Below are 12039 nucleotides of genomic sequence, written 5' to 3' on the forward strand. Positions count from 1 at the left end.
TGGTTTTAATATTAGGAAAAATCGCTTTTAATGCGGCACGGCTCATTGGTTCCATTTGCGCAATCTCGGACTCACTTAAAGTAATTGTTTCTATATTAGGAAGAGAGTTTCTTAATTTATTTAGCTCCTCTAAAGGTAACTGGTCAAGGTAATTACCGCTCAAATGAAGAGAACTCACGCTGGCCGGGAGGGCTACAAAGGCTTGCGCTAACTCAGCACCGCTTTTGTTGCCAAGAGAGTTTTCACTCACATCAAGAGAATTCACACTGGCCGGGAGGGCTGCAAAGGCTTGCGCTAATTCAGCACCGCTTTTTAGGTCAAGAGAATTGTAACTCACATCAAGAGAACTTACGCTGGCTGGGAGGGCTGCAAAGGCTTGTGCTAATTCATCACCGCTTTTGTTGCCAAGGGAATTGAATCTCAAATTAAGTGAGCTGACACTGGCTGGGAGGGCTGCAAAGGCGTGCGCTATTTCCGCACCATTTTTTAGATCAAGGTTATTAAGATTGTATGTGTGCTGCATCAAATGCTCCTACGCTAATGATTAATATTAATTACCATTTATATCGAAATAGAATGATTCATTTTGCTCTTGGGCTAATGAGAAATTAAGTATGTGGGCAGGCTAATCACAGCCTTTATAAATCTTTTATGAGTCGAGCCCGTGATTGACACGCGATTCTCTGATTAATTTTAACACTGTAGTGGCAAATAATAACCATTTTGTGTTGGTTTTGGGAATGCTCTCCCTTGGAAATTAATTTATTCCCAAATGGAAATTTTGGTGATGCTACCACGATCAAAGACCCTTTCCGGGTATTAAGGTATGCTAATCTTTTCTGAGCATATGATCTCCCTCAATGTTAGATAATGCGCCATCAGTGGAGTGAACTGTTTACGGCGGTCATGATTATGCCGTTTACTAATTGTTTCTTCGGGAATTTCTCTGGAGGGAAATATATTTTAATGACATACCACGTGTCCGAAGATAATTGAATGCAAGACGCACGGAACAGAATTAATTGTCGGATATATAGGGATTTTGCGTGAATATTTTGGAATACACAAAAATAGCATTAATCTTACCCCAAGTGAGGCCCCTATTAGACCTCATTACTCCGAAACGCATGCCACTACCGCCCCGATTAATATCCGAAGGGATAAAGAAATAATCATTAGAACTTTTTTCTTTTGTTTTTAACATTTACTTATCAACGATACTAAACTTTTATGGCAGGTTAGGCATCAATAAAATGATGCCCTGAATAAGATTTAAATGGGTAAATCTCTTTCCCAGAACCGTATTTTTCGACAAGAAGAGAGGAACTCATTTATATCAGATATTGAATTAATAGAATGGAAACCCTTATCCAACTTTAAAAGAGGATTTTTTATTAATATTTTTTCTAAGCTTACGTTAAAGCCAACGAACTTAAAATTAGAGAAGGCGTCTAAAATAAACTCATTGACTTTTATACTTGTTAATAATTTATCTTCTTCATTCAGGAGAAGTACAATTGCATCAAATAATACTGATGGAGCTCCACCAATTTTTTCTTGTGCAGGTATATGGCTCCCATCATTTAAAGTGACACCTCCTATAGTAGGACAAATCACCGTGAATACAGCCTCTTCATTTGCAATCTTTTGGATTAAGTTATTAAATAACTTTGCATCAGCTTGCTCTCCAACGATTATACCTAAATGTCTTCCTTTTAATGTGTTGGGATTATTTTTCAATATGCTGAGCTTATCTGAGATCGGAAGTTCTAGTGTTGGTTTAGCAGCTTGGCATGCGGCCGGTAATTTTTCCAAACCTAATCCTTGCGCAACCTTCGTTGCAAGTTCTTTATCAATATTTAATAAATGAGCGACCATTCGAGCTCGAATTTCTTCAATCGTCACCTTACTAAGTTCAAAAATTAAGGCATTAATTAGATGTTGTTGCTCTACAGGGTTTTGGCTTATATAAAATTGTCTAGCCTGGCTATAATGATCGGCAAATTTTTCCGGCCTCACCCTTAATTTGCTATCCTCTATTTGGTGTGGATAGGATTTAAAACCTAAACTAGGATTTTCCGCAGGTCCCTCATTAAAGGAGTTAGGATTATAATTTACTCTCCCTTTAGAATTATAAAAGGCCATATGACCATCTTGTTGAAAATTAGCAAAGGGACATTTAGGAGCATTAATTGGAAGATGAGTAAAATTTGGACTCCCTAGGCGCTTTAATTGCGTATCTAAATATGAAAAATTTCTTCCCTGTAACAAGGGATCATTGGTGAAGTCTATACCGGGGACAATATTTTGAGTACAAAACGCAACTTGCTCTGTTTCAGCAAAAAAATTATCCACACATCTATCTAGCACTAAGCGCCCTACTTTGATTACAGGGATTTCTTCTTCGGGTATAATTTTGGTTGCATCAAGTACATCAAAAGGAAATTGTTCGCAAAATTCTTCATCAAAAATTTGTAGTCCTAGTTCCCATTCAGGAAAATTTCCACTATTTATAGAATTCCATAAATCCCGTCGATGATAATCCGGATCAGCACCGTTTATTTTTACTGCTTCATCCCAACGCACAGATTGAACCCCAAGTTTTGGTTTCCAATGAAATTTGACAAAATGGGACTTCCCTTTTTTATTAATCAAACGAAACGTATGTACCCCAAATCCCTCCATAAATCGAAAAGAACGGGGAATAGTCCTATCCGACATAATCCACATCACCATATTCATACTTTCAGGGGTTAATGAAATGAAATCCCAAAAAGTGTCATGCGCTGTTTGAGCCTGAGGAAATCCCCTATCTGGTTCTTCCTTTGCCGCGTGGATAATATCGGGAAATTTAATTGGATCTTGAATAAAGAATACAGGAATATTATTACCTACCAGATCCCAATTCCCTTCTTTAGTATAAAGCTTAACTGCAAATCCTCGCACATCTCTTGCCAAATCCATTGAACCTTTATTTCCAGCTACTGTAGAAAAACGAACAAAAGCAGGTGTTTTTTCACCTTCATTCTGAAAAATATTTGCAGAAGTAAAATTTGCTAATGATTTATAGTTTTCAAAATAACCGTGAGCGCCAAAGCCTCGAGCATGAACCACCCTCTCAGGGATTCGCTCATGATCAAAATGGAAAATTTTTTCCCGAAAAACAAAATCTTCCATTAATGTAGGACCATTTCCACCAAGTCTTAATGTATTTTGATCATCGGAAATCGGCATTCCCTGCTGAGTTGTCAATACGGGAGTACCCTTTTCTGCAACACGATGAACATCTCCACCAACGTCCTGCACCAATACTTCATCTTTTAACTTTATTTTATTAAAATTTTTCCTTTTATTAGTCATGAATATCCCTATCAGTTTGAAATGAATATGGAAATTTAGTGTGGGTTAACTCAATTAATTTTACAAGTTTTTGCTCTCGTAAAGAGGTGATCCATATATCATAGGTATTTATGACAATATTATTTATATTTCCAGTAAATTGATAAATTTAAGATCAGTCATTGAATTCAATATATAATCCTCATTAGTATTATTAAAAATAATTTACTATTCTTTAATATAAATATACGTTAAATATAATTAATCTAAGGAAAGCAATGAAAAAATTAATAGTTTCTTTCTGTCTCATTTTTTTGATAAATCTGACAGGTTGTAATTCTGAGAATAATGATAAACCCAATCCACATGGCGAATCAGCCCCGGAACAAAAATAATTAAAAGTTAGAAAGGTAATCCAATTGTTTTTGGCTAGATGTTTAATTCAGAATAACTCGCCACTATTTTAGATATTTTATTAATGTTTAAACACTTTTTATCTGAAGTAAAAGGGTAATCCTCCCCTTCTTACTCGAAGCTAAAGTAGAGGCTTATCCATTTCAAACACTCTAAATAATTGACTCGAGGAAAAGAGTAACTCCGAGTAATTTCAATTTCTTTAAAAACTCTAAAATCTGAAATAAAGGTGTTATGAACAATAGAAAAGCGTATCAGTCATATTAAATTTCCCTACTGGAGCCGCTCCATTAGCTTTGCCAAATTAATTGGTGACTTCTTAGGGCTACCTCAGTAGCCCTGTTTCCTCAAATCAGTGAGCTTTCCCAAGCTTGTTTCATTTTACCTTTATCTCTTCCCATTTTCTTGAAAGATATCTTTATGGAAAATAATCACACAATATGAAGAATGCTAACACGGACACCCAGTAACTAGGCAATAAAATATTTCCTGACAATCTCCATACTTATCATTGAATCTAAGTATAGGCCAATTTTATTATACACCCACCGCGTATCTCTCAGCGAAAACTTCCTAATATGAGCAAGGGCTCTCAAGTTGTCTATAATTACCGTGAGAGACTTTTCTTTACTTTTAGCCTCGAACCTTTAGGAAAATCGGTATATGTATAGATACTCGCGTGTCTCTATGCCGGTTAATATAGGGAGCTCATAATGAATTTAAGTTTACTACTGTTAATCATTATTCTACTTGCAGTATTACCTACCTGGCCTTACAGCAGTGGATGGGGATATTACCCCAGTGGTGGGGTAGGAATAATACTCATCGTCCTCATTGTTGTTTTACTTACCCGAGGTGGCCCTTAACATCTGAGGAAAATAGCCAGCAGGATATCTTTTAAGTCTTAGATTTTAGTAACTGAAGAACGAGGTTCACTTCAATGCGATTGGACTTCTCGTTCTTCTCCTAACGCTTAATAAATTCATAATATTTGAGGAAGATTATAATGAAAAAACTTATGATAGGCATGGTTCTTATTGGATGTGGTTCTCCTGGGTTTGCAGAGAGTGTCATTAATACTCAAACCAATTCCTGGAAAAGTGTACCCATTACCGTAGATGAAGATAATAAAACCTATACTACTTCAAAAGGATATTTAATGCCCGAGGGCAATTATTACTATACCTTCTCTGGGTATCGTTGTCTTATGAACAAGACTGAGGGTGGTGGTGAAGAGCCTTTAGTATTAAAACCCGTAAATGCCGGAGATAAGGAAATATATTGTTACAAGGCGGATTAGCTCTGATTAACAGGGATATAAATTTAAACGTTTTATGATGCGAACTGGTGGGAAAACTGGTTCATTACATTCTAAAAGCAAGGAATTGACCAAAAAAGGAGTACGTTATGGACGCACAAAAAGACATACATATAACCACCGAAGTATTTAAGACCCCTGAGGCTGCCGAAAAAGCATATCAAGAAGCCCTTGATGCCGGTTATGCTCCACAAGATATCACTGTGCTGATGTCAGAGGACTCTAGAAATAAATACTATAATTCGGTTCTCGTTAAGGAGGGGTCTAAAGCCTCTGAAGGACTGGCAGTGGGAGGAGCTACCGGTGCTGCTTTAGGAGGAATTGTAGGCGCATTAGCCGCCTTAGGCACTAGTTTACTCATACCAGGATTAGGTCTTGTTGTGGCAGGCCCTATTGCAGCAGGATTAGCAGGGGCAGGAGCAGGAGGCATTACCGGTGGATTGGTAGGCTCTCTAATAGGCTGGGGGATTTCTGAAGATAAGGCGAAGGTGATTGAAACAGAAATTCAATCGGGTGGTATTATTTTAGGGGTCAACGAAACATTACCTGAGAAGGATTTGTCTACACGTTGGGAAAAATATCGTAACTCCTAACTGTGCTATGCTACCAGTTTTTAAGCTGGTAGCATTTTCCTTAGTATTCCATTCACCTATGGGGCGCTCAATTCCCAAAAGTCTCAATAAATTTTTTTGAAGAGCGTAATTTATCTTTTAAGGATTCCATTTCTTCAACTAACAATTCTGCTTTAGTATCAGAAATAATTTTTCTTCCATCTTCAAACAAAGTTGTTTCCTCATCCTCAACATGATGTTCTACTATGTGGATAAGTTTTCCTATATTAATTAACCATTGGCTTTCAGTTTCTGATTTATCTACAGCTTTGAGTGCTTTTTTTATTTCTTTGTGTTCCTCCTCCCCATGCTCAGCATCTTCCTTCCCTTTTGCCCGCTTTTCTAAAGCTTTATAAAAAGTATCTCGTTCTGGATCGGCATGTAACTCAAGTTCTTTCTTCACCTCTATAAATAATCGCTTTCTTTCTTCGGAATCTTGGGAATCGATAATCTGTTTAAAGAGTTTTGAAACGCTCAAATGATCTTTATGCAAATAGTTATATATGTCCATATTATGCTCCTATTAACTTAATCGTAACTCCTAGATAGAGACTTGGAAACAATCATACAAAAGCATCTTAATCAGCTTTACCCGCAGCGGGCAATTTTGCTATTGCTCCGAAGATTTCCTTTTAAATAAACTATAATTAAACAAAGTGCCCTGTTTATTATAGATTACAGCGCTGGTTTCAACATTTATAATGAATAAGGGAAGATCTCTTGAAATAACTTAAGGGTGGTTTTGATGGAACAAAATGATGAAATTGAACTTGAAAAAGAATATGGGGCATTAGCAATTGCACATAAATTACGACGAATTGCAGATGCGATTGAACAAAATAAAGGTTTTCAAATACAAATAAATAAACAGCGCATTTATGTCCCCGTAGATCCCCATGTAGACTTTGAATATGAAGAGGCAGATAAGGAATGCGAGCTCGAAATTGAAATTAAATGGAAAAAATAAAATCTCTGGCTTAACACAGAATGACTACCAAAAGGCTCAGTGCCAAATAACCTATTCCACTGAGGATTGAGCCAAATTCAACTCTCTTATTATCCTAATACTAATTAAAATTGAAAGTTATTCGTATAGGTTCTTCTTTTTAAGAAATTACTAGAAGTAACTTAAACTCACTCAAAAATATTGATCTCTATATTAAAGATTATAAACTCCAGCGAGCACTGAAGAATAGCTTCCTCCAATACCTTTTATAAGAAGCGAGAAGCTTTACATACCTCCGTCTATCAAGTAACTTAGGGTCAGGTTATTCCATTACATAAATAAAATAGAAACATACGCTTACTCTTTCCAAAAATACCTAAATGAAAATTAAGGAAGAGTTAAATACCTTTCTAAACGTAACCTGAGAAATGAATCTCTTAATAATTTAAAAGGACTTAGCTAATTGTTTATAATTAATACCCAAGTATTAAAAGGACCTAACTACTGGTCTAACTATAGAAAAAAACTGATTGTTTTCACTATTGATATTGAACAATATGAAGAGCTGCCCAGTAATCTTATAGAACATTTTAATGAAAATCTTATTAAGCTACTTCCAAGTTTAAATACCCATCGTTGTTCGCCTGGGATTCCTGGGGGATTTATCCTGAGATTAAATGAGGGAACTTGGTTAGGTCATATAATAGAGCATGTCGCTTTAGAATTACAAACACTTGCAGGAATGGATTGTGGGTTTGGTCGGACCTACGGTACCTCTAATCCCGGTGTATACCACGTAATATTCAGTTATGAGCATGAAGAGGCTGGGCTTTATGCAGGTAAAGCAGCCTTTAATCTAGTGAAACAGCTCGCAGCAGGCCAGGAGTACACGGAATTAGAAGATAATATTGGTGTTCTTCAACGCATGGCCCAACAAGCGCAATTAGGCCCCAGCACCGCCTCTTTAGTTAATGAGGCTAAATTAAGAAACATTCCATTTAAAACATTCCCTAACAGCTCACTGGTGGTATTTGGCCAGGGCTGTTATCAGAAATCCATATGGGCTGCTGTTTCTTCCGAAACAAGCGCTATTGGAATGGATATGGTCAGCGATAAAGAATTAACAAAAATAGTTTTAGAAAATCAGTGTATTCCCGTGCCCCATGGCACAACCGTTTGCTCTTTAGAAGAGCTAGATAACGCATTGGAAGTACTTTCATTTCCTTTAGTTATCAAACCTTTTAATGGCAATCATGGTAGAGGTGTATTAACAAATATTCTTACGCGGGAAAAAGCGTTATTAGGCTATGAATTGGCAAAAAAAATCTCCCGAAAAGTGCTCGTGGAGGAATACATTCGAGGTAATGATTACCGCTTTTTAGTAGTTAATTATAAAGTAGTTGCAGTTGCTAAACGAACGCCCGCCTGCATTGAGGGGGATGGTGTTCAAACGATTAAAGAACTTATTGCGAAAGTTAATTCAGACCCTAACCGCGGTAAAGGTCATGGAAATGTTTTAACTAATATTGAGATTGATGAAGAAACAACTAATCTTTTGAGCGAAAAGGGACTGTCATTAGACACAATACTTCCCGAATCAAAAATACTTTTCTTAAAAAGTACGGCTAATTTAAGCACTGGAGGTACAGCGACTGATGTTACCGATTTGGTGCACCCTTTAAATATGCATTTGGCACAACGTATTGCACGTAGTGTAAATTTAGATATCTGTGGCATCGATATCATATCGGAAGGAATCAATCAACCGATTCAAAAATATAATGGCGCTGTGATTGAGGTAAATGCTGGTCCCGGACTTCGTATGCATTTACAACCGTCACTAGGTCGAAGCAGGAATGTAGCAGCACCCATTTTAGATATGCTCTATCCGCCCGAGAGTAAAAGCACTATTCCTATTGTGGCAGTGACAGGTACGAACGGCAAAACTACAGTTGTTCGATTAACCGCTTTTTTAGCACAAAATGCAAAACTTAGTGTAGGGTATACAACCACAGAAGGCATTTATGTTAATGGGACGTTAATTTTTGCCGGTGATTGCAGTGGTCCTAAAAGCGCAAAAGCCATATTGGCAGAGCCGAACGTTAACTTTGCTGTTTTAGAATGCGCCCGTGGAGGAATATTACGCTCAGGTTTAGCGTTTGATGAATGTGACATCAGCATTATTACCAATGTATCTTGCGATCATTTGGGATTAAAAGAAATTAATACTCTTGAAGAGTTAGCTCAAGTTAAAGCCGTGGTAGCGAGAAGCACGAAAAAAAATGGCTACTGCATTTTAAATGCTGAAGACGATTTAGTGTATGCTCTAAACACAGAGCTTTCGTGTGCTGTTGCATTATTTTCTGTAAAAAATACCCACCGAATTCAAAATCATTGCAAAGTACACGATGGATTAGCATGTTATATCGAAAATGACTTCATTGTCGTTCAAAAAGGAATTACCAAAACCCTAATAGCTTCCCTTTCCCACATACCGCTTGCATTCAAGGGGTATGCAAGTGCAATGATTAAAAACATACTTCCCTCGGTTCTCGTGGCTTATGTATCTAAATTCTCTTTAGCAGACATCCAGGAAGGACTGTATAATTTTCACCCTACTCCAGAAAATTTACCCGGGAGAATGAATCTATTTACATTTGATACGATTCAACTGATGTTGGATTATGCTCATAATGAAGCGGGGTATTTAGAGTTAAAAACTTACTTAAATACTCTGAAAAATAAACAGCGTGTGGGCATTATAAGTGTATCTGGGGATAGAAGACCTATAGATATGCAAAACGTGGGCTTCTGTGCAGCCGACTTATTTGATGAAATTATCATTACTCATCCAGAAGATACTCGGGGAAACACAAAGGAAAATATCACTCATGAACTGATGACAGGAATAAACAATTCAGGCAGAACCCCGCGAGTTGAGATTATTTCGAATGAATATCTAGCGGTTCAAACAGTACTAAAGCGAGCAAAGAGCGATACTTTTATTTTTTATACGCCAGAAAACGTCTTTGAGGCCATTGAGTTTGTAAAAGGGTTACAAAAAGAGCTGGCTATTGCCTAGTCAAGACGCGCTGTAGGTGGAGGAGGTTCTCCTTGAGATTCTCGCATTTTTGGAAGAAAATCCGTAAATAGCGTTATAAAGAGGACCACCTCTTGCCTTCTTTGAAGGCAAGAGTTTATTTTATTTATGAGGTTTTTCTGGTCTTTTTTTATCGTCTTGGGAAAGATTTGTTTGTTTCTTGGTGGTAGCTTTTGTGGAATGCTCCCCACCTTTAATTCGGGACTCTTGGGTTGAACTAGGTCCTTTCCCACCATTTTTAGTTTGATTATGCATTATTAAATCTCCTTATAAGTTTCTTATCAGTGTTCCTTCATGCATGAAGCACAGTTAAATATGGCCCACAATTAGTCACTTCGCAAGAAAATAAAACACATGACTAGAGTAACATAAGAAAAATAAAGGAAATTCATCCTTTTTTAATTTCAAAAGCTTTTTGTAAGCTTATTCGAGACATTTCTCTTAAAATGACTTCTGGGCTTGTGAAAAACAAGTGCTCTACCTTAAGAAGATAAATCACGCAATAAAAAATTAGCCTATACTTAGTTTCTATGATGTGCATGGAGGAAATCATGAAATATTTTATAGCTTGGTTATTAGGGGTTCCTATCAGCATTCTCTTTCTTGTATGGCTATTTGCACGCGTGTTCTAAAATATGTAAACCAAATTAGTTGCTCTGCCCAAACAGTACTGTCTTATCAAACTAAAGGAGTATTTATTATGAATAAAGATATATTTCAAGGAAAGTGGGAAGAAGTAAAAGGCAAAATGAAACAAGCATGGGGAAAACTTACTGATGATGACTACACAGAAATTGAAGGAAATCATCAAGAGGTTTATGGAAAACTACAAAAACATTATGGTTATACCAAAGAAGAGGCAGAGAAAGCAGTCAAAGATTTTCAGGACAAATAATTCCATAAGGAGCATTAAATGAAAAAATTAATCTTCGCTTTATTGGTAGTAGGTAGTTCAACTCTGTACGCCGCATCAGCAACTGATGTCACAAGAAATTGGGTTTGTACTACCAACGCAAGTAGTAGTGACGTCGCTAAAGATAAAGAGGCCGATGAACAAATGGCCAAGAATCCTACTTCAGCTGCATCTAGTTTTGATCTAGCAGTTAAAAACTGCCGTGATTGCACTAAAATCACCTGTGAAGCCCAAGACTAATTGTAATTATTCCTACCACGGAGCATTAAAATGGAAAATCATAATGTAGTAAAAGCCAGTGAGATCACTGGTGTAAAAGTACAGAATACTTCTGGAGAGGATATTGGGGAAATTAACGAAATTGTTCTCGATAAAATATCAGGACAAGCTAATTATTTGGTTTTAGATTTTGGTGGGTTCCTGAGTTTTGGAAATAAATTTTTTGCTATCCCCTGGAAGGCCTTTTCCTACAATAAGGAAGAAGATTGTTTTATTTTAAACGTGGCTAAGGAGCGTTTAGAAAATGCGCCTGGCTTTGATAAAGACCAGTGGCCTAATTTCGCAGATCGTAACGTAAGCGAGCCCATTACCCAATATTATCAGTTATAACTCTCTGGTAACGGCTCTATAGGAGCAATCCGTTCCACCTATTAAGGCAATGGATGAGTAGGATAGCAATAATACTCCTGTTCCTAGGTAGCCGGTTTGGTGGAAGGATTCTCCTTGATTGGCGATAAATAAAGAATAAACAGGGGCTACGTTTCTATATTTTATAATTCTTTTTTTCGGAGATGGAAATTATGGATAATTTTGACCATTTGAAAGATAAAGTGAAAGATAATGCCGAGGATATGCTTAATAAAGCTAAAGAGAAAACTGAAGGCATTAGTGACACAATAAAAAAACAGGCTTGTGATGCTCAAAAAAATATAGAATGCAATTACGATGAACTGGTGGAGCACATCAAAGAAAAACCGATTGCCTCTGTTCTTATTGCGGCCGGAGTGGGTTATCTGGTGTCAAAACTCTTAAAATAAATTTGAATGCTCAAGAAGACTCATTAATGAAATCTTCTTCTCTTTAGTGTTCCTATTGATGCGTATATGCCAGTTTCTGGGGTTAAGAAACTGGCATGACCTATTATTTAATAATGATGATATTTTGAAGAACTACACTACCTGATTGTATTGCTGTAACAATTACCTGAGCTTTATCTACCAAGATACCCAAAATTATAAATCTAGGTGAGTATCTATAGGGTTTCCTCTCATACTTATCACTCTAAAAATTCATGTTCCTTTTTGGACAACCACTGTAAAAAAACCCCTTTTAAATAATGGACTTTTTCTTTTAATATCAGAGCATTCTCTTCAGAGATAACCGATTTCGCTTTGTTAA

The 12039-nt window shown here is 36.8% G+C and carries 12 protein-coding genes and 1 pseudogene; 9 read left to right on the plus strand and 4 right to left on the minus strand.

What is annotated here, in order from left to right:
- Together ACD661_RS16735 and ACD661_RS16740 are read right to left on the minus strand one after the other, a co-directional pair.
- Window positions 1-523 (minus strand): annotated as a pseudogene (locus ACD661_RS16735) (hypothetical protein); the annotation flags it as partial.
- Window positions 524-1272: 749 nt separating this feature from the next.
- Window positions 1273-3360 carry a catalase gene (locus tag ACD661_RS16740; RefSeq protein WP_400188984.1) on the minus strand — a complete coding sequence of 696 codons (2088 nt, stop codon included), beginning with the start codon at window positions 3358-3360 and terminating at the stop codon, window positions 1273-1275.
- Between the two features lie 1106 nt (window positions 3361-4466).
- Here ACD661_RS16740 and ACD661_RS16745 point away from each other — a divergent pair.
- The 3 genes from ACD661_RS16745 (at window position 4467) to ACD661_RS16755 (ending at window position 5664) form a co-directional block, all read left to right on the plus strand.
- Complete coding sequence (locus ACD661_RS16745) at window positions 4467-4619, plus strand: DUF3309 family protein (protein ID WP_400187994.1); 153 nt, start codon at window positions 4467-4469, stop codon at window positions 4617-4619.
- A gap of 140 nt (window positions 4620-4759) precedes the next feature.
- Window positions 4760-5053 (plus strand): hypothetical protein, encoded by a 294-nt coding sequence (locus ACD661_RS16750; RefSeq protein WP_400188985.1) that lies wholly within the window; start codon window positions 4760-4762, stop codon window positions 5051-5053.
- 107 nt (window positions 5054-5160) lie between these two features.
- Window positions 5161-5664 (plus strand): hypothetical protein, encoded by a 504-nt coding sequence (locus ACD661_RS16755; RefSeq protein ID WP_400188986.1) that lies wholly within the window; start codon window positions 5161-5163, stop codon window positions 5662-5664.
- A gap of 67 nt (window positions 5665-5731) precedes the next feature.
- Here the strand turns inward: ACD661_RS16755 and ACD661_RS16760 are convergent, their stop codons facing one another.
- The gene (locus tag ACD661_RS16760; protein WP_400188987.1) at window positions 5732-6193 is read right to left on the minus strand and encodes a hemerythrin domain-containing protein; all 462 of its coding nucleotides are present in this window, start codon (window positions 6191-6193) and stop codon (window positions 5732-5734) included.
- A 234-nt stretch (window positions 6194-6427) separates the two neighbouring features.
- Between ACD661_RS16760 and ACD661_RS16765 the strand changes: the two genes are divergently transcribed.
- Together ACD661_RS16765 and cphA are read left to right on the plus strand one after the other, a co-directional pair.
- The gene (locus ACD661_RS16765) at window positions 6428-6649 is read left to right on the plus strand and encodes an amphi-Trp domain-containing protein (protein ID WP_400188988.1); all 222 of its coding nucleotides are present in this window, start codon (window positions 6428-6430) and stop codon (window positions 6647-6649) included.
- 442 nt (window positions 6650-7091) lie between these two features.
- Window positions 7092-9710, plus strand: a complete 2619-nt coding sequence (gene cphA, locus ACD661_RS16770) for a cyanophycin synthetase (protein WP_400188989.1) — start codon at window positions 7092-7094, stop codon at window positions 9708-9710.
- Between the two features lie 120 nt (window positions 9711-9830).
- Here the strand turns inward: cphA and ACD661_RS16775 are convergent, their stop codons facing one another.
- Entirely contained in the window at window positions 9831-9983 is a 153-nt protein-coding gene (locus tag ACD661_RS16775; RefSeq protein WP_400188990.1) for a hypothetical protein, read from the minus strand.
- Window positions 9984-10428: 445 nt separating this feature from the next.
- On the opposite strand from ACD661_RS16775, the gene ACD661_RS16780 reads away from it, so the two are divergent.
- From ACD661_RS16780 to ACD661_RS16795, 4 genes are all read left to right on the plus strand, one after another.
- The gene (locus ACD661_RS16780) at window positions 10429-10623 is read left to right on the plus strand and encodes a CsbD family protein (RefSeq protein WP_400188991.1); all 195 of its coding nucleotides are present in this window, start codon (window positions 10429-10431) and stop codon (window positions 10621-10623) included.
- Window positions 10624-10641: 18 nt separating this feature from the next.
- On the plus strand, window positions 10642-10881 hold the full coding sequence (locus ACD661_RS16785; protein WP_400188992.1) for a hypothetical protein: 240 nt from the start codon (window positions 10642-10644) through the stop codon (window positions 10879-10881).
- 30 nt (window positions 10882-10911) lie between these two features.
- Entirely contained in the window at window positions 10912-11250 is a 339-nt protein-coding gene (locus ACD661_RS16790; RefSeq protein WP_400188993.1) for a PRC-barrel domain-containing protein, read from the plus strand.
- 191 nt (window positions 11251-11441) lie between these two features.
- Window positions 11442-11678 (plus strand): ElaB/YgaM/YqjD family protein, encoded by a 237-nt coding sequence (locus tag ACD661_RS16795; protein WP_400188994.1) that lies wholly within the window; start codon window positions 11442-11444, stop codon window positions 11676-11678.
- Window positions 11679-12039: the final 361 nt, after the last annotated feature.

Source organism: Legionella lytica (genome assembly GCF_044626755.1).
Taxonomy (GTDB): Bacteria; Pseudomonadota; Gammaproteobacteria; order Legionellales; family Legionellaceae; genus Legionella; species Legionella lytica_A.

Excerpts from the sequence above, each read along its gene's own strand:
- ACD661_RS16740 (WP_400188984.1), bottom strand. The coding sequence starts at position 3,360 with ATGACTAATAAAAGGAAAAATTTTAATAAAATAAAGTTAAAAGATGAA.
- ACD661_RS16745 (WP_400187994.1), top strand. The coding sequence starts at position 4,467 with ATGAATTTAAGTTTACTACTGTTAATCATTATTCTACTTGCAGTATTA.
- ACD661_RS16750 (WP_400188985.1), top strand. The coding sequence starts at position 4,760 with ATGAAAAAACTTATGATAGGCATGGTTCTTATTGGATGTGGTTCTCCT.
- ACD661_RS16755 (WP_400188986.1), top strand. The coding sequence starts at position 5,161 with ATGGACGCACAAAAAGACATACATATAACCACCGAAGTATTTAAGACC.
- ACD661_RS16760 (WP_400188987.1), bottom strand. The coding sequence starts at position 6,193 with ATGGACATATATAACTATTTGCATAAAGATCATTTGAGCGTTTCAAAA.
- ACD661_RS16765 (WP_400188988.1), top strand. The coding sequence starts at position 6,428 with ATGGAACAAAATGATGAAATTGAACTTGAAAAAGAATATGGGGCATTA.
- ACD661_RS16775 (WP_400188990.1), bottom strand. The coding sequence starts at position 9,983 with ATGCATAATCAAACTAAAAATGGTGGGAAAGGACCTAGTTCAACCCAA.
- ACD661_RS16780 (WP_400188991.1), top strand. The coding sequence starts at position 10,429 with ATGAATAAAGATATATTTCAAGGAAAGTGGGAAGAAGTAAAAGGCAAA.
- ACD661_RS16785 (WP_400188992.1), top strand. The coding sequence starts at position 10,642 with ATGAAAAAATTAATCTTCGCTTTATTGGTAGTAGGTAGTTCAACTCTG.
- ACD661_RS16790 (WP_400188993.1), top strand. The coding sequence starts at position 10,912 with ATGGAAAATCATAATGTAGTAAAAGCCAGTGAGATCACTGGTGTAAAA.
- ACD661_RS16795 (WP_400188994.1), top strand. The coding sequence starts at position 11,442 with ATGGATAATTTTGACCATTTGAAAGATAAAGTGAAAGATAATGCCGAG.